The sequence below is a fragment of the Amycolatopsis sp. WGS_07 genome (genome assembly GCF_045278895.1).
Lineage (GTDB): Bacteria > Actinomycetota > Actinomycetes > Mycobacteriales > Pseudonocardiaceae > Amycolatopsis.
Genome location: NZ_CP136053.1, coordinates 4214742 through 4232148 on the forward strand (window position 1 = coordinate 4214742; position 17407 = coordinate 4232148).

Here is a 17407-nt window from a genome sequence, read left to right on the forward strand (position 1 = left end):
CGGGTCTCTTTCGTTGTGTCTTCTGGGGGTCGAACCCCCAGACCCCCGCCAGGGGGCTCGCCCCCTGGACCCCCGTGGTGGGCCGGGTTCTGAGGGTGGGTTCCGGGGGCTAGCGGGGCCGCTGGTTGCGGGAGCGGAGAGGCTGCGGGTGCCCAGCCAAAGCCGCTCGTCCTTTAGGGCTTCTGCGGAACTCGCATCTCTAGGCTAGAAACGCTGCGGCTTTCGCAGGTTCTGCGGGGGCTCCTTTTTCGACAGTGATGCTGGAATATTCCAACGTGCCAACGGTTTTCTGGTCGGGGAGTGGAGGTCTAAACCTCTTCTCGGGCCGCTTTTGGCCGGTGCTGAAAGTTGGTGCGTTAAGAGGTGGTTCCGGAGCGGTGTTGGGGTGGCCGGGGGTTGGGTGGGGTGTTTTTGCTGGTGAGGGGGTGTTTTGGGGGGTGGTGTGGTGGGGTGTTTTGGGGGGTGTATTGTTGTTTTTACAACGACGCGGGGTGGAGCAGCTCGGTAGCTCGCTGGGCTCATAACCCAGAGGTCGCAGGTTCAAATCCTGTCCCCGCTACGTAGATACAAGCCGGGGCTCGTGCAGGTGCACGGGCCCCGGTTTTTTTGTGCGCCATTTGGCCGTCGCTCGGGTGGTGGTTGCGGCGCGGTGATCGTTTCGGCGGTGGTTGCGGAGCGTGGCAGAGTCTACTGTGGACATACCAGCGGACTGGGCTGTTAGAGGGGTTGCCGCTGGCCACAATGGACTCATTGGTGACCACTGTGGACACAGCGGCGGATAAGTGGGACCGTAGAGGGGTGTCCGAATTGAATGCAACCGCCGCCGCTCTTCTCGGTCTGCTCCACGACGGCCCCGCCACGGGCGGGCAGCTGGTCTCGGGCGCCGACGAGCGTTTCGGCGCCTTCTTCAGTGTCACCCGCAGCCAGGTCTACCGCGAGCTTCCGGCGCTCTCGAAAGAGGGCCTCGTCCGGCTCGGCAAGCAGGGACCCCGCTCGAGCCAGCAGTACGTGCTCACCGCGGCGGGCAAGAAGGCCTTCAAGACGTGGCTCACGTCCGAGGCCGGACCCGACCACCTGCGCAGCCCGCTCATCCTGCGGCTCGTGCACGCCGGCTCGCTGACGGCCAAGCAGCGCACCGCCCTGCTCGACAGCGCCCGCACCACCTACCAGGCGCAGCTCGAAGAGGCCAAGAACGCCACCAAGACCGCCGACGGCCCCTACGCCAAGGCAGTCGCCGAGTTCGCCCAGGCGCAGGCCAAGGCCGCGCTGAAGCTGCTCGACTCGATCCCGCAGGCCTGAGCTTCGCCACGGCCCCACGACCGGTTCGCGACCGGTCGTGGGTTTTGCCGTAACGTTGTCCGACGTGAGTGATGAGTTCGATGCGGCGCTGAAGGACCTGACCGGCAAGCTGACGCAGATCGAGTCGGTGATGGACCTCGACGCGCTGCGGGCGCAGGTCGCCGAACTTGAGGAGCAGGCGTCCAGCCCCACCCTCTGGGACAACGTGGAAGAAGCCCAGAAGGTCACCAGCCAGCTGTCCCACCGGCAGGCCGAGCTGCGCCGCGTCTCCGAACTGCGCCAGCGCCTCGACGACCTGGGCGTCCTGTACGAACTCGCCGCCGACGAGGGCGACAGCGGCAGCATGACCGAGGCCGAGAGCGACCTCGCCGACCTCGGCAAGGACATCGACGCGCTCGAGGTCCGCACCCTGCTGTCCGGCGAATACGACGAGCGCAACGCCGTCGTCAACATCCGCTCCGAGGCCGGCGGCGTCGACGCGGCCGACTTCGCCGAGATGCTGCTGCGGATGTACCTGCGGTGGGCCGAACGCCACGGCTACCCCACGGACGTCTTCGACATCTCCTACGCCGAGGAAGCGGGCATCAAGTCCGCCACCTTCAAGGTGACCGCCCCGTACGTCTACGGCACGCTGTCGGTCGAACAGGGCACCCACCGCCTCGTGCGGATCTCGCCGTTCGACAACCAGAGCCGGCGGCAGACGTCCTTCGCGCACGTCGAGGTCCTGCCCGAGGTCGAGGAGGTCGACCACGTCGACATCCCGGAAAAGGACATCCGCGTCGACGTGTACCGCTCGTCCGGGCCCGGCGGGCAGAGCGTCAACACCACCGACTCCGCGGTCCGCCTCACCCACATCCCGACCGGCATCGTCGTCTCCTGCCAGAACGAGAAATCGCAGCTGCAGAACAAGGCGGCCGCGATGAAGGTCCTCCAGGCGCGCCTGCTGCAGCGGAAAAAGGAGGAGGAACGCGCCGAAATGGACGCGCTCAAGGACGGCGGCTCCAGCTGGGGCAACCAGATGCGCTCCTACGTGCTGCACCCGTACCAGATGGTGAAGGACCTGCGCACCGAATTCGAGGTCGGCAACCCGTCGGCGGTCCTCGACGGCGACATCGACGGCTTCCTCGAGGCCGGGATCCGCTGGCGCAAGCAGACGAACGCGATCTGATCCGCCCCCGGCGACGGCCCGCGCCCGGTGCGGCGCGGGTCACCCGGGGCACCGGCAACCCGGGCTTAACGGGGCCCATGGGTAGGATGCCGAACCGTGATCCGGCTCGAAGAGGTTTCCAAGGTCTACAAGACCTCGACCCGTCCCGCCCTCGAACGGGTGTCGGTCGAGATCGACAAGGGTGAGTTCGTCTTCCTCATCGGCCCGTCCGGTTCCGGGAAGTCGACGTTCCTGCGGCTGCTGCTGCGGGAAGAGGTGCCCTCCAAGGGACGGGTCATGGTGTCGAACTTCGACGTCGCCAAGCTCGCCCGGCGCAGGGTCCCCCGCCTGCGCCAGACCATCGGCTGCGTGTTCCAGGACTTCCGGCTGCTGGCCAACAAGACCGTCGCGGAGAACGTCGCGTTCGCGCTCGAGGTCATCGGCAAGCCGCGGCCCACGATCCGCAAGGTCGTCCCCGAGGTGCTCGAACTCGTCGGCCTCGACGGCAAGGCCGACCGGCTGCCGAACGAGCTGTCCGGCGGCGAGCAGCAGCGCGTCGCGATCGCCCGCGCGTTCGTGAACCGGCCGCTCGTGCTGCTCGCCGACGAGCCCACCGGGAACCTCGACCCGGACACCAGCCAGGACATCATGCTGCTGCTGGAGCGGATCAACCGCACCGGCACCACCGTGCTGATGGCCACGCACGACCATTCCATCGTGGACTCGATGCGGCGGCGGGTCGTCGAGCTGCAGCTCGGTCGCGTGATCCGCGACGACGCCCGGGGCGTCTACGGCATCGGCCGCTGACGCCCACCGCCCCCGCCCTTTCCCGCCCCGAACCAAGGAATCACGAGAGCGATGCGTGCCAGTTTCGTCTTCAGCGAGGTCGTCACCGGTTTGCGCCGGAACGTCACGATGACCATCGCGATGATCCTCACCACCGCGGTCTCGCTCGCGATGCTCGGCGGCGGCCTGCTGGCCGTGCGCACGATCGACAAGATGAAGGCGAACTTCCTCGCCGAAGTCGAAGTTTCGGTCGCGCTTGTCGACGACGTGAGCGCGAACGACAAGAACTGCACGCAGGCGCTCTGCAACGGGCTCCGCCAGTCGCTGCAGAACAACCCCGGTGTCGAGTCGGTCGTCTACGAGAACCGCGACCAGGCCTACGACCGGTTCAAGAAGATCTTCTCCAGCCAGCCCGAACTGCTCGAGCTGACCGGTCCCGAGGCGCTGCCCGCGTCGCTGCAGGTGAAGCTGAAGGACCCGGACCGGTCCGACGCGATCATCAAGCAGTACACCGGCCAGCCCGGCGTCAAGAAGGTCGACGACCAGAAGAAGTTCCTCGACCGCGTGTTCAACGTCTTCAACGGGGTCCGGAACATCGCGTTCGTGATGGCGCTCATCATGGCCGTCGCCGCGCTCCTGCTGATCGCGAACACTATTCAGGTTTCGGCGTTCACGAGGCGGACGGAAGTCGGCATCATGCGCCTGGTGGGCGCGACACGGTGGTATACCCAGCTGCCGTTCCTCTTGGAGGCGGTGGTCGCCGGCACGGTCGGTGCCGTGCTCGGGGTGGTGTTCCTGCTTCTGACGAAGCTGTCCTTCCTCGACACGGTCTTCACCGGCGAAGTGTTCCCGCAGATCACCACGCTCGAGGTGCTGTTCCCGGTCGCGCCGATCCTGCTGGCGGTGTCGATCGTGATCTCGGCGATCACCGGCTACGTCACGCTGCGGCTGTACGTGCGCCACTAGCCGCTCTTCTTCGCACCCGAACCGCCCGGCGAACGTTTCGCCGGGCGGTTCGTGCGTTTCAGCCGCCTTCGCCCAGCACCTTGACCGCGCGCGCCAAGAGCGCGCGCAGCAGCTCTTCTTCTTCCGGCTCGAACTCCGCCGACAACCGCGCCTCCACGGCGAGCGCGGCTTCGTTGGCCTTGCGGAAGACCGCGTGCCCGGACCGCGTCAAGCGGGCGATGAGCACCTGCGCGTGCACCTCCGACGGGGTGCGCTCGACCAGGTTCTTCGACTCCAAAGTGGACAACATGGATGTCATGCTCTGCGGAGTCACGCAGCACACCCGGGCCAGCTGCGCCCCGGACAGCGGCGCGACCGACAACGCGTGCATCGCCGCGTACTGCGGAACCGACAGTCCGAACGGCTTGAGGACGCGGCCTTTCTCCGCCATCAACGCGACTTCGGCGCGCTTGAGGTGATTGCCGAGCCGCGGGTCCAGCTTCTCCGCGATCCGCTCTTCGACGCCCATGCGACCTCCTAGCCCGCCCCCAAACTATCAGCCTTCGAACATCGCCTCGGCCCCTGCGACTTGACATAAACCTACGAATGCTGCTTCGATCTTTGGTGTCTATCAGAGTTCGAATGGTTGGGTGGGGGAGCTTCATGGGGGTCGTCGTCGCCATGCCGCGGCAGGCCAAGCCCGGTCTCACGTTGTTCGCGGTATGCGCGGCGATCGTGCTGGTCCCGGTCACAGCGACCGGTGCGTCGCTCGCGCTGCCTGACATCAGCGGCAGCCTTGCCACCAGCCTCTCGTCCGCGCAGTGGGTGGTGAACGCGTTCTTCCTGACCTTCGCCAGCTTCATGGCGATCACCGGCTCGCTGGCCGATCTCGCCGGACGGCGGCGGATGTTCGCCGCGGGCATCGGTGTGTTCTGTGCCGCGATGCTGGCGGCGGCGTGCGCACCGTCGATCGGGGTGCTGATCGCCGCCAGGGCGGTCGCCGGGATCGGCGCGGCCTGCGTGACCACCGGCGGCAGCGCGCTGCTCGCGCACGCTTTCGAGGGCGCCGCGCGCACGCGGGCGTTCGGCCTGTTCGGCACGGCGATCGGGCTCGGCCTGGCGTTCGGTCCGCTGGCCGCCGGGGTGCTGGTGACGTCGCTGGGCGGCTGGCGGGCGTTCTTCGGCGTCGCCGCGGTGGTTCTGCTGCCGTTGCTGGGGGTGGCGCCGAAGCTCGCCGAATCGAAGGACGCGCATCCGGCCGGTCCGGACTGGCCGGGTGCGCTCACCTTCACCCTCGGACTGTCGCTGTTCGTGCTCGCGCTGGTCGAAGGCCCGGAACTCGGCTGGGACAGCCCGCTGGTGCTGGCCTCCTTCGCCGGGTTCGCGGTCCTGCTGGCCGGGTTCGCGGCGATCGAACGCCGCGCGGAACACCCGATGATCGACGTGTCGCTGTTCGCGCGGCCGCGGTTCCTGGCGATTTGCGCGATGCCGGTGCTGCTTGCCTTCGGTTTCGTGGCGCTGCTGATCGCGCTTCCGGCGTACTTCATGGCGGTGGACGGACTGAGCGCGCTCGCCGCCGGGCTGCTGCTGATGCTGCTCACCGGGCCGACGCTGGTCGTGCCGGTGCTGGTCAGTTCGATCGCGCACCGGGTGTCGCAACGGCTGCTGCTGGTGGCGACCCTGCTGCTCGTCGCGGTCGGGGCGGCCTGGCTGACGGTGGTGCACCCGGGAGCGGCGGTCGGGGAGATCGCCGGACCGCTGCTGTGCATCGGGGCGGGATTCGGCGTTTCGCTGGCGATTCTCGACGGGGCCGCGGTGTCGTCGGTGGAACCGGCCAGGGCCGGGATGGCGGCGGGGGTGTTCAACACGATGCGGCTGGGCGGGGAATCGGTGTCGATCGCCGTACTGGGCTCGCTGCTCGCCGCGGTGACCCAGTCCCGCCTCGGTTCCGGGATGGGCCCGGACCAGGCGGGCGCGATCACCGCGAAGCTGCTGCAAGGGGAAAGGACCGGCGGTGAGCCGGCGGCTGCCGCGTATACGAGCGCGCTGCACGTCGGGCTTTGGACCATCGCCGCGGTATCGACGCTCGGCGCGATCGCGGTCGGGCTGCTCACTCGAGAAGGGGAAACGGCATGAGTGCACGGGTTTGGCTGATCACGGGGGCTTCGTCGGGGTTCGGCCGGGAACTCGCGGTCGCCGCGCTGGCGGCCGGGGACACCGTCGCGGCGGCGGTACGGCGTCCGGAATCTGTCGCTGACCTGGTCGCGAGCGCGCCGGGCCGGGTTTCGGCCGTGCCGCTCGACATGACCGACGAGGCGCGGATCGAGCCGGCGGTGGCCGAGGTGCTCGACCGGCACGGCCGGATCGACGTGCTGGTCAACAACGCGGGCCGGGGACTCATCGGAGCGGCCGAGGAAGTCACCGCCGCCGAGCTGCGCGGTCTGATGGACCTCAACTTCTTCGGCCCGGTCGCGTTGACCAAGGCCGTGCTGCCGCACCTGCGGGAGCGGGGCAGCGGCGCGATCGTGCAGATGAGCAGCCAGGCCGGGCGCTTCGCGTTCGGCGGCGTCAGCGCGTACGCCTCGACCAAGTTCGCGCTCGAAGGCTGGTCGGAGGCGCTGGCGGAGGAACTCGCGCCGTGGGGCGTCCACGTGCTGATCGTCGAGCCGGGTGCCTTCCGCACGGCGTTCAACGAGCAGGGAGTGCTGCTGTTCACGCAGGAGGGCGAGGCATACCGCGAGCAGCTCGGGCCGATCCGCGCCCAGCTGGCCGAGGTGGCCGGCCGGCAGCCGGGAGACCCGGTCAAGGCCGCCGAAGCGATCCTCGCCGCACTGGCCGCCGAACGTCCTCCGCTGCGGCTCGCGCTGGGCACGGACGCGGCGGACAACGTCGCGGCCAGCTACGAGCGCGGGCAGGCGGAACTCGCGGCGTGGGAGAAGGTCGCCAGGAGCACTGACTTCGCTGGGTGACCGGCCGTAAACCGGCGTGCTTGATCACCTGCGCGGCACGTAAACTGGCCAGTATGCCCAAGGAACGCGGACAGAAGGTCATCGCGTCGAACCGCAAGGCTCGGCACGACTACTCCATCCTGGACACCTATGAGGCCGGGATGGTGCTGCAGGGCACCGAGGTGAAGAGCCTGCGGGCAGGCAAAGCGTCGCTTGTGGACGCGTTCGCGACGGTGGACGACGGCGAGGTGTGGCTGCGCAACGTGCACATCCCGGAGTACACCCAGGGCACCTGGACCAACCACATGCCGCGGCGCACGCGGAAGCTGCTGCTGCACCGGCGCGAGATCGAACGGCTCATCGGCAAGACCAAGGAAAGCGGTCTGTCGCTGGTGCCGCTGTCGATGTACTTCAAGGACGGCAAGGTCAAGGTCGAGATCGCGCTGGCCAAGGGCAAGAAGGCCTACGACAAGCGGCAGTCGCTGGCCAAGCGGGACGCGCAGAAGGACATCAGCCGCGCGATGGGGCGGGCGTTGAAGGGCCGGTTCACGGAGTGACGCCGGGGCCGGCCACCGACGCCGACGTCCCGGGCTGGATCGCCGGGCTCGGCCTCGACGGGATCGTCGACCTGCACGTCCACTTCCTGCCGAAGCCGGTCCTGGACAAGGTGTGGGCCTATTTCGACCGTGCCGAGCAGCATTACGGCACGCCGTGGCCGATCCAGTACCGCACGCCCGAACCGGAGCGGGTCGAAACGCTGCGCGCGCTGGGCGTGCAGGCCTTCGCGCCGCTGGTGTACCCGCACAAGCCGGGCATGGCGGAGTGGCTCACCTCGTGGGTGCTGGACTTCGCCGAGCAGGTGCCGGAAGCGGTGCCCACCGGCACGTTCTACCCGGAGCCGGGCGCGGCGTCCTCAGTGGACAGTGCGCTCCGCGCCGGAGCCCGGTGTTTCAAGGCGCACGTGCAGGTGGGCGCGTACGACCCGCGCGACGAGCTGCTCGACCAGGTGTGGGGCTCGCTGTCCGAGGCGGGTGTGCCGGTGGTGATCCACTGTGGACACGGTCCGCTGCGCGGCGACTTCACCGGGCTCGAGGTGTTCGAGGAAGTTTTGCAGCGGCATCCGCGGCTCACCGCGGTCCTCGCGCACGCGGCGATGCCCCAGTTCACCACCGCGTTCGAGCTGATGGCCCGGTATCCGCGCGTGCACCTGGACACCACCATGGTCGGCGTGCCGTTCTCGGAGGCGATGTCGCCGTTGCCGCCGGACTGGACGGTCCGGCTGGCCGAGGTGGCCGATCGCGTGGTGCTCGGCACCGATTTCCCGAACATCCCGTACTCCTACGCGACACAGCTGCGGGCGATCGCCTGCTGGGCGGCCGACGATCGCCTTGGCGAGCCGTTCCTGCGAGCGGTGCTGCACGACACGCCCGCGAAGCTGCTCAGCGTTTGACCGCCACGAGGGCCCGGTTCCTCGGCAGCGACACCTGACGTCCGGCCAGCGTGAACCCGGCCGCGACCAGCGCCACCCACGGCAGCGGGCCGTTCAGCAGGCCCTCGCTCAGCGGCGCGAACCCGTGCGCGGCCAGGCCCAGGAGACCGCCGGAGGCGAGCAGGCCCGCCAGCACCAGCTGCGGCGTCCGCGCGGTGACGACCACGCCGTCCGGCTGCATCTCGAAGCGTTCGAACAGCCGCAGCAGGCCCAGCAGCACCGCGCCGCACACCGCGAACCAGGCGGGTGCCATCAGGAACCACATCGACGAGCCCGGGGTCGGCGTCGAGTAGCCGAGGCCGAACACGGTCACGCCGGAAACGACGACCAGTGCGGGCATGTGCCACAGGTAGACCGACATGAATCGCGGGCTGAGCCAGCTGAGCGCGGCCGTGACGCGGGGGAGCGAGACGAGCTTCTCGCGGAACGCCAGCAGGAACCCGATCTGGCCGAGCGCGAGGAACAGCAGCAGGACGGTGGGCGGGCTCATGTTGGACACCGGCGCGCCCGGCATGCCGATCATGCTCGCCGGGTACGGACCGAACGCGACCAGCAGCGCCGTCACCCCGAAACCGGCGGCGGACACGGCGAGCGCGGCGCGGCGGCTGAGCGAGCCGAGACGGCCTTCGACGTAGTGGAAACCGAGCTGATGGACCGTGACCCAGACGATGACGGCGTTGGCGTACCCGATCATGCCGAGGTCGGAAAACCGTGCCACGTCTACGAGAACGCCGAGTCCGGCCAGTACCGCGGGCACCGCGAGACCCCAGCGCCGGTGTGCGGCGACCATCAACGGCGTGAGCAGCACGGTGAGCAGGTAGACCGAGAGGAACCACAGCAGCTGCGCGGCGATCGCGCTGGCGACCTGGACTGGTTGCGGGGGAACTCCCATGCCGTGCAACAGATCCGGCACGACGAGCCACACCGCCATCAGCGGCAGCACCGGAACGAGCAGCCTGCGCACGCGGCCGGCGAACCAGGCGCGGGTGGATTCCGCGCGGCGCAAGGAGATCAGGTTCGCGGCACCGCCGGCGAAAAAGACGAGGGGCATGACTTGCGAAGCCCAGGTGATGATCCACCAGCCGGGGGTCGCGAGCGCGTTGCCGGTGGCGAGAGTGTTGCCGGAGAAGGAAAGCACCGGCATCGTCCAGTGCTGCGCGACCACCGCGAGGATCGCTCCGGCTCGCACCACGTCGAGGAACTTGTCCCGGGTCGCCCTTGTGCCGCGGGTCTGCAGCTGGCTCGTCGTCATGCTGAAGAGCCTGTCGCGTTTCGGGCGCGGAAACAGCGGTGCTGACCACCGAAACCAGGTTCGGGTCAGCAGGGGGTCCGAGGTGGGGTCTGCCCTACCTGGCTAGGAGAGCGTGTCCGGTTCCGGTTCGGACTCGTGCGCCTGCACTCGGTACGCCCAGCCGTCCTCGGTGAGGCCGAGTTCGTACCGCGTCTCGATTTTCGGTCCGCCGTGCAGGTGGATGTGGCGTACTACGGTGCCCGGAACCGGTTCCTCGTCGGCGAGTTCCTGCACCCGTCCGTCGAGCGGGCCGCCGAAGAAGCGGACGCTGCGGTCGGGCATCGGACTCTCCTCACTCGGTTCGGGCATCAGTCCATGGTAGGCGAGAGAGGGCGGGCGGGGCTGCCGTCAGTTCGAGTGAGGGGGTTCAACGGCCCAGATAGGTCAGCACCGCGCGCACCCGGCGATGTTCCTCGGAGCTGGCCTCGAGACCGAGCTTCGAGAAGATGTTGCCGATGTGCTTTTCGACCGCCCCGTGCGACACCACCAGCGAGTTCGCGATCGCGTTGTTGGACAGCCCCTGCGCCATCAGGCCGAGCACTTCGGATTCCCGTGCGGTGAGCGAATCGAGCGGGTTGCGGCGGCCGCGGGCCATCAGCTGGGCGATGACGTCCGGGTCGATGGCGGTGCCGCCGTCCGCGACGCGACGGACCGCGTCCAGGAACTCGTCCACGTCGGCGACGCGCTCCTTGAGCAGGTAACCGACGCCGCCCGCGCCGCCGGACAGCAGCTCCACCGCGTAGCTTTCCTCGACGTACTGGGACAGCACGAGCACCGGCAGCCCAGCGATCTCCTTGCGGGCCGCCAGCGCCGCGCGCAAGCCCTCGTCGGTGAACGTCGGCGGCATCCGGACGTCGACAATCGCCAGGTCAGGACGGTGTTCGGTGATGGCGCCGAGCAGATCGTCGCCGTTGTCGACCGCGGCGACGGTCTCGATGCCCTCGTCGGCGAGCAACCGGGTGACCCCAGCCCGAAGCAGCACGGCGTCTTCGGCGATCACAACCCGCATCAAGGCCCCCAGGTCCGTGAGTGAAAAGCTCCCGGAGGCTATTCACTCACGAACGGGTCACCATTGACACGGCAGGTCCGCTCTGATGACCGTCGGCCCGCCGACCGGGCTCACGACGGTGATGACGCCGTCGATGGTCGCCGCTCGGTCGGCCAGCCCGGCGAGCCCGCCGCCTGGGCGAACCTCGGCGCCGCCGTGGCCGTTGTCGGTGATCTCGGTGATGACGTGCGTTTCCGAGCGCCAGACCTTCACCATCGCCTCGGTCGCGCCGGAGTGCTTGGCGATGTTGGTGAGTGTCTCGCCGACGATGAAGTACGCCGTGGTCTCGACCGCGGCCGGCGGCCGGGGCTGGACGTCGACGTGCACGTCTACCGGGATCGGCGACTTCGCGGCCTGTGCGGACAGCGCGGCGTCGAGACCGCGGTCGCCCAGCACCGCGGGGTAGATGCCCCGGGCCAGGTCGCGCAGCTCGGAGACGGCGAGCTTGGCGTCCGAATGCGCCTCGTCGATCAGGTCGCGCACCGCGTTCGGGTCGTTGTCGAACTTCGACTTCGCCCGGCCGAGGCTCATCGCGACGGCCACGAGCCGCTGCTGGGCGCCGTCGTGCAGGTCGCGCTCGATCCGGCGGCGCTCGGCCTCCGCAGCGTCCACGCCACGAGCCCGCGACGCCTGCAGGTGCTCAGCCTTCTTTTCGAGCTTCTTCGTGCGGTTCGGGCCCAGCAGCGACAGCGCCAGGTTCCCGTGCAGCCAGCCCAGCCACGGCGTCACCCAGATCGCCATCGGCAGCAGGACGATCGACGCCAGCGCGATCGGCAGCTCGACGATCGACAGCGGGAACGCGACCAGCAGGTACGCCAGATCGCGCCAGGTCGTCGGGTCGGACAGCCGGGTCAGCCAGCGGCGGGTCAGCGACTGCCCGTCCAGCGGCAGCCGCTCGACCGGGCCGAGCGGGGTGCCGAGCATCCGGCGGGCCCACCGGCGTTCGAGGTCGCCCGACCAGCGGATGAACCCGGTCACGGCCAGCAGGATCGGGAAGCCGACCCAGATGATGAGCGTCGCCGTGCCGAGCGTCGCGCCGACCACGATGAGGATGAACTGCAGCAGCCGCAGCACGAACGACGGGATCATGTACCCGATCGTGCGAGCCGGATTCGGGCGCGGGTGCTCCGGAGGCGGGTCTTGCAGAAGTCATCCGGCCACCGTGATCCCGTCGATCTCGTTCCACGAGCGCTCCATGCGACGCCGCTGGGCGACCGTCGGCCGCAGCAGCCCGGCCGCGAACGCCGCGTGCAGCGCGGCCAGCCCCTTGGTCAGGGCCACGGCGACCGCGGCGAGCAGGACCCCCAGCGCCGCCCAGGGCAGCGCGGCCACCGTCGAGTCGACGACGAACCACTGCACATCGTAGCTGGGGAAGGCGTAGATGCCGTCGGGAAGGAAGCGGTAGTAGACCGGCAGCGCGACCAGGCCGAGGCTGACCGCCCAGACCGTCACGACCAGCACGAACTCCATCAGCCCGAGCGGGAAGAGCAGGAACAGGTAGGCCAGGTCGCGCCAGGTCGCCGGGTCCTTCAGCCGGGCCAGCCACCGCTGCTTCTGCCCCGACGGCGGCAACGGCAGATACGGATCGTCGAGATACACGTCGAGCAGCGCGAACACCCGCCCCCGCTCGACCCGCCCCGCGGTCCGCGCGAACAGGACGAGCAGCCCGAGCAGCGGAACGCCGAGCCACACGACGAGCGTCCCCAGCCCGGCCGAGGCCAGCGTCACGATGAGCGTGAACGAGAGGATGCCGATGGGCAGGTTGAGCAGGAGATACGCCAGCGCCCCGCCCAACGGCGGAGTGCGGCGCCCAAGACTGCGACCGGCGGGCACGGTGACCATGGCGGGGCTCCCTCACTGCGGAAACTGACCTGCTCAGCATGGCCGGACCGGCTCCGGGCAACCAGGGGGCGGGCGGGCATCTTGGGGGTGGGGCCAGCCCTACCCCGTGCGCTGGCCCATGCGCTGGCCCATGCCGGAATTATCGGGTTGCCGGGGGAGTTATGATGGTGAGGTTACAAGCACCTACAAGGGGGTGAACGGTTTCGACTCTGGACGTTGAATCAAGGGAAGCGTGCCGGTGCAGGCGAGAGACCACCGCAAGCGTCATCGCAACCTAATAAGCGCCAAGGCCAATAGCCAGCGCGACTTCGCTCTCGCTGCCTGATCGCAGTAGAGCAAGTCTGTCGGCCCGGGGTCGCCTCCGACCCGGTCGCCGGCATCAGCTAGGAGGCTTACCGCCAGTCCCGGCCACGGGGCCTGGCAGGGAAGCAAACAGTGGCTGGGCTCGTCACTTCAGCTTGTTCGCGTGACTGAAGGGGCCAAGCAGAGACACAGCGGACTGCGCACGGAGAAGCCTTGAGGAGGCGCTAGAGGACCCGGGTTCAATTCCCGGCACCTCCACTCGATTCGCGGGAGAGCCCTGCCCCACGCTTGCGCGGGGGCCAGGGCTCTTCTTCGTATCTGCCCTTGGGGGTCGGACCCCCAAACCCCCGCCAGGGGGCTGCGCCCCCTGGACCCCCGTCGGTGGGGGCGGGTTGGGTGGGTCGGCCGTGAGTGGGGTTACTTCCAGCGGAAGTTTGCTAGGGCGGCGTGGTTCAGGGGGTTGATCCTTAGGGCGATCAGGTTTCCGGTGGGGGATGGGCGGGGGATCTCTAGCCACTCTGTGCAGCCGAATTCGGTGAAGATTCGTGGCATTGCGCGTAGGTAGCGGCAGTCAAAGCAGACGGAGTAGGGGGTCGTTCGTTCTTGGATGTCTTGGCCGTGCAGGAACATCTCTTGTAGGTGGGCGCCGCGTCTTTCTGCGTAGGCCAGTCCGGCGCGTGCGGCGCGGGTCAAGGGGCTTGTGCTCGGCCAGCGGCGTGCTAGATAGTGTTCGGCTTCTGGGCTGGCGGCGATGTCCTCTAGCAGGACTTGCTCTATGTGGATAATCTTGTTCTTGGCTAGTTCTATGAGTCCGAAGCGGATGTCGATTGGAATTCGTCTTTCGATTCCGGCGAAGCAGGGCATCATGCCGTGTTCGGGGTCGTTGAGCTTTGCGGCTACTGTCGCCGGGTTTGCCCTGCGTTCTCGGTATGCGGCCTGCTTGCAGGAGGATGAGCAGTACTCGCGCGGTCTGCCGGTTGGTTTTCCTAGAACGGGGATCTTCGGTTGACGACAGTGCCGACATTCTAAGAGGGTGTCCACGCCGTGGCGTGAGCCGATTTTGCGCACTGCTGGGGAACTGTGCCAGTCCAGCTCGTCTTCGGTAAGGCCTCTTTCTTCGAGCAACTCGCGCAGTTGACTTCTCCCTGAGTAGAGAAGGCTATGCATGTGGCCGAGATAGTCGTAGTCGTCGAGTACTCGTACGGCACGTGCCTTGAAGAGTCGGACTAGAATCGCAACGGGGACCTCAAACGCTTCGCGCAGGACGACAAAGTCTGCGACATGGCCCGTCATTTGGGCGAGCGCGGAGCCGAGTACGTCGTCGTAGCTTGAGTGGATGGCCGCTTTGGCTGTCGGGTCGGACTGGCTCATGCGAGTCCTCTTGCGGTGACCCGGATGCGGCTGACGCCGTTCGTTATTGCTGGCAGTGCGCCAAGTACTGCTGCGAGGTCGCAGGGGTTCGACCGGTTGATCGCGGTGGTGGCGATGGTTCGGATGGTGCGCATCGCGACTACGGCGCTGGTGCACCACATGCACATCGCCATGGCGGCGAAGGCTGCGGTGGCGTTGGTGATCGAGTGCATCGGGTCTCCTAACGAAAACGGGCCTTCGTGGTGAACACGAAGGCCCTGAAAAACAAAAAGCCCATCCGGTGTCTTCCGGTGGGCTTGCGGACACAGGAGTGTCCTCTTGAAAAGGATCCTAGCATGCGAATTTTGCCCCTGCCAGGGGCGCTGGCGGCAAGTTTTCGCTGTTCGGCGACGGTTTGATGGCAAAGAGCAATACTCTTTTTGTTTCGTAACGCCGGTCTGTGGCTTGAGCCCGGTCTCATTCTGGGCGGGTGCCGCCGATGTGGGTCGTGAGCGTGGCTGCGGTGGCCGCGACTGCCTCGGCCAAATCGGGGAAGGTTTCGTCGCACGGGCCGTCTTCTGGGCAGAGGTGGCGGAGCGTCACGCTGATCGCCGCCATGGGGCGGGAGCCGTGGTCGAAGACGGGGGCGGCGACGGAGGCGAAGCCTGTTGTCACGTGGCCGTCTTCGACCGACCAGCCTAGGCGGCGTTCGGTGGCCAGCGTTCGGCGTAGGGCGGCTAGGGAGTTGGGGCCGCGGGGGGTGCGTAGGACGAAGGACGTTGCGGCGGGGAACAGGGCGCGGACGTGGGCGGCTGGGAGGTGTTGCAGCATCGCGCGGCCGGAGGCGGTCAGGTGGGCTGGCAGGCGGACGCCGACATCGGTGACCAGGGTTTCTGGGCGGGTCGGGCGTTCCTTGATCAGGTACAGGGATTCGTTGCCGTGCAGGACGCCCAGGTGTGCGGTGTGGCCGATGCGGTCGACCAGTTTGCGCAGGAGGGGGCCGGCCAGGCGCTCCAGGGGGTCGTGGCGGAGGTAGGCCGAGCCTAGTTCGAAGGCGGCGATTCCTAGGCCGTAGCGGCGTTCGGCGGGTAGGTGGGTGACGAAGCCGGCTGCGGTGAGTTCGTTGAGCAGGTGGTAGGTGGTGGAGCGGGGTAGCTCCAGGTCTCGGGCGATGGCGGCGGCGGAGACCGGGCCCGCGTGGCCGGCTAGGAGGCGCAGGACGGAGAGGCCGTTGCGCAGGGCGGGAACGTCGGAACTGCTCATGTGCCTCCTCCGGAAATGGTGCGAGGGGACCCCTCGCACCGTCCGGACGGAGTATGAGGGGGCCGTTCGCGTCAGCAGGCGAGGCTCTCGCCACGTATTGTCTTGGATACCAGACACTACCCGGAACTCCGCCCTGTCGCCGCGCGCCGCGGGGAGGTGCAATGGCGGCATGCCGGAACCAGTCCTCCTGAGTTCGAAGCCGATGACCGCGGCGCAGGTTGTCGACGTCGTCCGCGGACACGCGCACGTCGGGCTCTCCGAGGCGGTCGAGAAGAACCTCGCCGCCACTCGCCAGCACATCGAAGACCTCGCCGACGCCACGTCGCCGACCTACGGGGTCTCGACCGGGTTCGGCGCGCTCGCCACGCGCCACATCCCGGTCGAGAGCCGCACCGCGCTGCAGCGCAGCCTGATTCGCTCGCACGCCGCGGGTGCCGGGCCTGCGGTGGAGCCGGAGGTGGTGCGCGCGTTGATGCTGCTGCGCTTGCGCACGCTGGCCAGTGGCTACACGGGAGTGCGGCCGCAGACGGCGCAAACGCTTGCGGCCCTGCTCAACGCGGACATCACGCCGGTCGTGCACGAGTACGGGTCGCTTGGTTGCTCCGGTGACCTCGCGCCGCTGGCTGCGGTCGCGTTGGCGTTGATGGGCGAGGGCGAGGTGTTTCACGCGGGCGAGCGGAAGTCGGCCGCGGACGCCTTGCGGGCGGCTGGGATCACGCCGGTCGTGCTGGCCGAAAAGGAGGGCCTCGCGCTCACCAATGGCACCGACGGCATGCTCGGCATGCTTCTGCTCGCCGCGGCTGATCTGCATCGGTTGCTGGACGTCGCGGATCTCACGGCGGCGATGAGCGTCGAGGCGTTGTTGGGGACGGACCGTGTGTTTGCCGCTGATTTGCAGGCGCTTCGGCCGCACCCGGGGCAGGCGACCAGTGCGGCGCGGATGTTCGCGGCGTTGCAGGGGTCGAAGATCGTGGAAAGCCACCGCGGTCCGGACTGCAACCGCGTGCAGGACGCGTACTCGCTGCGATGTGCGCCCCAGGTACACGGTGCCGCGCGGGACACGTTGACGCACGCGGAACTCGTCGCGGAGCGGGAGCTGTGGTCCGCGGTGGACAATCCGGTGGTGCTGGCCGACGGCCGGGTCGAGTCGAATGGCAACTTCCACGGCGCGCCGGTCGCGTATGTGCTCGACTTCCTCGCCGTGCCGGTGGCGGACGTCGCGAGCATCGCCGAACGCCGCACCGACCGGATGCTCGACCAGGCGCGGTCGCATGGACTGCCGCCGTTCCTCGCGCACGACCCCGGCGTCGACTCCGGGCACATGATCGCGCAGTACACGCAGGCCGCGGTGGTCAGCGAGCTGAAGCGGCTCGCGGTGCCTGCCTCGGTGGACTCGATCCCGAGCAGCGCAATGCAAGAGGACCACGTGTCGATGGGCTGGTCCGCCGCGCGCAAGCTGCGCAAGGCGGTCGACGGTCTCACCACCGTGCTCGCCGTCGAACTGCTCACCGCGGCTCGCGCGCTCGATTTCCGCGCGCCGCTGCAGCCTTCGCCGGTCACCGGACGCGTCCGGGACCTGTTGCGCACCAAGGTCGAGGGCCCCGGCCCCGACCGTCATCTGGCGCCCGAGATCGCGGCCGCCGAAGAACTCGTGCGGTCGGGCGCTGTCCTGGCCGCGGCCGAACTGGAGGCCTGA

The 17407-nt window shown here is 68.4% G+C and carries 18 protein-coding genes, 1 tRNA gene and 1 other RNA gene; 11 read left to right on the top strand and 9 right to left on the bottom strand.

The window, feature by feature from the left end; genetic code table 11:
• The first annotated feature begins 485 nt into the window (after positions 1–485).
• The 5 genes from RPX00_RS20140 (at position 486) to ftsX (ending at position 4198) form a co-directional block, all read left to right on the top strand.
• A tRNA-Met gene (locus RPX00_RS20140) sits at positions 486–559 on the top strand.
• 239 nt (positions 560–798) lie between these two features.
• Positions 799–1299 carry a PadR family transcriptional regulator gene (locus RPX00_RS20145; protein ID WP_116206874.1) on the top strand — a complete coding sequence of 167 codons (501 nt, stop codon included), beginning with the start codon at positions 799–801 and terminating at the stop codon, positions 1297–1299.
• A gap of 64 nt (positions 1300–1363) precedes the next feature.
• Positions 1364–2467, top strand: coding sequence for a peptide chain release factor 2 (prfB, locus tag RPX00_RS20150; RefSeq protein ID WP_406641401.1), 1104 nt, complete (start codon positions 1364–1366; stop codon positions 2465–2467).
• A gap of 96 nt (positions 2468–2563) precedes the next feature.
• A complete protein-coding gene (gene ftsE / locus RPX00_RS20155; protein ID WP_009073292.1) occupies positions 2564–3253 on the top strand; it encodes a cell division ATP-binding protein FtsE in 690 nt (229 codons plus the stop codon).
• 51 nt (positions 3254–3304) lie between these two features.
• A complete protein-coding gene (gene ftsX, locus RPX00_RS20160) occupies positions 3305–4198 on the top strand; it encodes a permease-like cell division protein FtsX (protein ID WP_406641404.1) in 894 nt (297 codons plus the stop codon).
• Between the two features lie 58 nt (positions 4199–4256).
• On the opposite strand, the gene RPX00_RS20165 is transcribed toward ftsX, so the two are convergent.
• Positions 4257–4706 carry a MarR family winged helix-turn-helix transcriptional regulator gene (locus RPX00_RS20165; protein WP_406641405.1) on the bottom strand — a complete coding sequence of 150 codons (450 nt, stop codon included), beginning with the start codon at positions 4704–4706 and terminating at the stop codon, positions 4257–4259.
• A 134-nt stretch (positions 4707–4840) separates the two neighbouring features.
• Here RPX00_RS20165 and RPX00_RS20170 point away from each other — a divergent pair, with 134 nt between their 5' ends.
• From RPX00_RS20170 to RPX00_RS20185, 4 genes are read left to right on the top strand one after another with little or no spacing between them, the layout of a single operon-like run.
• A complete protein-coding gene (locus RPX00_RS20170; RefSeq protein WP_406641406.1) occupies positions 4841–6313 on the top strand; it encodes an MFS transporter in 1473 nt (490 codons plus the stop codon).
• Positions 6310–7146 carry an oxidoreductase gene (locus RPX00_RS20175; RefSeq protein ID WP_406641407.1) on the top strand — a complete coding sequence of 279 codons (837 nt, stop codon included), beginning with the start codon at positions 6310–6312 and terminating at the stop codon, positions 7144–7146. Before RPX00_RS20170 ends, RPX00_RS20175 begins: the two co-directional genes overlap by 4 nt.
• A gap of 53 nt (positions 7147–7199) precedes the next feature.
• Positions 7200–7682 carry an SsrA-binding protein SmpB gene (gene smpB / locus RPX00_RS20180; RefSeq protein WP_037818295.1) on the top strand — a complete coding sequence of 161 codons (483 nt, stop codon included), beginning with the start codon at positions 7200–7202 and terminating at the stop codon, positions 7680–7682.
• Positions 7679–8575, top strand: coding sequence for an amidohydrolase family protein (locus RPX00_RS20185; RefSeq protein ID WP_406641409.1), 897 nt, complete (start codon positions 7679–7681; stop codon positions 8573–8575). The genes smpB and RPX00_RS20185 overlap by 4 nt, the downstream gene beginning before the upstream one ends.
• Here the strand turns inward: RPX00_RS20185 and RPX00_RS20190 are convergent.
• The 5 genes from RPX00_RS20190 to RPX00_RS20210 all read right to left on the bottom strand — a co-directional run bounded on the left by RPX00_RS20190 (position 8565) and on the right by RPX00_RS20210 (position 12795).
• Positions 8565–9866: an acyltransferase gene (locus RPX00_RS20190; RefSeq protein ID WP_406641411.1), complete on the bottom strand. Its 1302-nt coding sequence runs from the start codon at positions 9864–9866 to the stop codon at positions 8565–8567. The two genes, RPX00_RS20185 and RPX00_RS20190, sit on opposite strands and share 11 nt — an antisense overlap.
• A gap of 102 nt (positions 9867–9968) precedes the next feature.
• Positions 9969–10187, bottom strand: a complete 219-nt coding sequence (locus RPX00_RS20195; protein WP_378303404.1) for a hypothetical protein — start codon at positions 10185–10187, stop codon at positions 9969–9971.
• Positions 10188–10272: 85 nt separating this feature from the next.
• Positions 10273–10914: a response regulator transcription factor gene (locus RPX00_RS20200; RefSeq protein ID WP_009073303.1), complete on the bottom strand. Its 642-nt coding sequence runs from the start codon at positions 10912–10914 to the stop codon at positions 10273–10275.
• A 57-nt stretch (positions 10915–10971) separates the two neighbouring features.
• The gene (locus RPX00_RS20205; RefSeq protein ID WP_406641413.1) at positions 10972–12042 is read right to left on the bottom strand and encodes a sensor histidine kinase; all 1071 of its coding nucleotides are present in this window, start codon (positions 12040–12042) and stop codon (positions 10972–10974) included.
• A 60-nt stretch (positions 12043–12102) separates the two neighbouring features.
• The gene (locus RPX00_RS20210) at positions 12103–12795 is read right to left on the bottom strand and encodes a sensor domain-containing protein (protein WP_406641415.1); all 693 of its coding nucleotides are present in this window, start codon (positions 12793–12795) and stop codon (positions 12103–12105) included.
• A 189-nt stretch (positions 12796–12984) separates the two neighbouring features.
• Here RPX00_RS20210 and ssrA point away from each other — a divergent pair.
• Positions 12985–13359, top strand: a transfer-messenger RNA (tmRNA) gene (ssrA, locus tag RPX00_RS20215).
• Between the two features lie 156 nt (positions 13360–13515).
• Here ssrA and RPX00_RS20220 read toward each other — a convergent pair.
• From RPX00_RS20220 to RPX00_RS20230, 3 genes are all read right to left on the bottom strand, one after another.
• Positions 13516–14469 (bottom strand): hypothetical protein, encoded by a 954-nt coding sequence (locus RPX00_RS20220; RefSeq protein ID WP_406641417.1) that lies wholly within the window; start codon positions 14467–14469, stop codon positions 13516–13518.
• Positions 14466–14681, bottom strand: coding sequence for a hypothetical protein (locus RPX00_RS20225; RefSeq protein ID WP_406641419.1), 216 nt, complete (start codon positions 14679–14681; stop codon positions 14466–14468). Before RPX00_RS20225 ends, RPX00_RS20220 begins: the two co-directional genes overlap by 4 nt.
• Positions 14682–14925: 244 nt before the next feature.
• On the bottom strand, positions 14926–15711 hold the full coding sequence (locus RPX00_RS20230) for an IclR family transcriptional regulator (protein WP_406641420.1): 786 nt from the start codon (positions 15709–15711) through the stop codon (positions 14926–14928).
• A gap of 169 nt (positions 15712–15880) precedes the next feature.
• Between RPX00_RS20230 and hutH the strand changes: the two genes are divergently transcribed.
• Entirely contained in the window at positions 15881–17407 is a 1527-nt protein-coding gene (gene hutH / locus RPX00_RS20235) for a histidine ammonia-lyase (protein WP_406641422.1), read from the top strand.

Excerpts from the sequence above, each read along its gene's own strand:
- ftsX (WP_406641404.1), top strand. The coding sequence starts at position 3,305 with ATGCGTGCCAGTTTCGTCTTCAGCGAGGTCGTCACCGGTTTGCGCCGG.
- RPX00_RS20210 (WP_406641415.1), bottom strand. The coding sequence starts at position 12,795 with ATGGTCACCGTGCCCGCCGGTCGCAGTCTTGGGCGCCGCACTCCGCCG.
- RPX00_RS20195 (WP_378303404.1), bottom strand. The coding sequence starts at position 10,187 with ATGCCCGACCGCAGCGTCCGCTTCTTCGGCGGCCCGCTCGACGGACGG.
- RPX00_RS20200 (WP_009073303.1), bottom strand. The coding sequence starts at position 10,914 with ATGCGGGTTGTGATCGCCGAAGACGCCGTGCTGCTTCGGGCTGGGGTC.
- RPX00_RS20225 (WP_406641419.1), bottom strand. The coding sequence starts at position 14,681 with ATGCACTCGATCACCAACGCCACCGCAGCCTTCGCCGCCATGGCGATG.
- RPX00_RS20230 (WP_406641420.1), bottom strand. The coding sequence starts at position 15,711 with ATGAGCAGTTCCGACGTTCCCGCCCTGCGCAACGGCCTCTCCGTCCTG.
- smpB (WP_037818295.1), top strand. The coding sequence starts at position 7,200 with ATGCCCAAGGAACGCGGACAGAAGGTCATCGCGTCGAACCGCAAGGCT.
- RPX00_RS20175 (WP_406641407.1), top strand. The coding sequence starts at position 6,310 with ATGAGTGCACGGGTTTGGCTGATCACGGGGGCTTCGTCGGGGTTCGGC.
- RPX00_RS20170 (WP_406641406.1), top strand. The coding sequence starts at position 4,841 with ATGGGGGTCGTCGTCGCCATGCCGCGGCAGGCCAAGCCCGGTCTCACG.
- RPX00_RS20190 (WP_406641411.1), bottom strand. The coding sequence starts at position 9,866 with ATGACGACGAGCCAGCTGCAGACCCGCGGCACAAGGGCGACCCGGGAC.
- hutH (WP_406641422.1), top strand. The coding sequence starts at position 15,881 with ATGCCGGAACCAGTCCTCCTGAGTTCGAAGCCGATGACCGCGGCGCAG.
- RPX00_RS20165 (WP_406641405.1), bottom strand. The coding sequence starts at position 4,706 with ATGGGCGTCGAAGAGCGGATCGCGGAGAAGCTGGACCCGCGGCTCGGC.
- RPX00_RS20220 (WP_406641417.1), bottom strand. The coding sequence starts at position 14,469 with ATGAGCCAGTCCGACCCGACAGCCAAAGCGGCCATCCACTCAAGCTAC.
- RPX00_RS20205 (WP_406641413.1), bottom strand. The coding sequence starts at position 12,042 with ATGATCCCGTCGTTCGTGCTGCGGCTGCTGCAGTTCATCCTCATCGTG.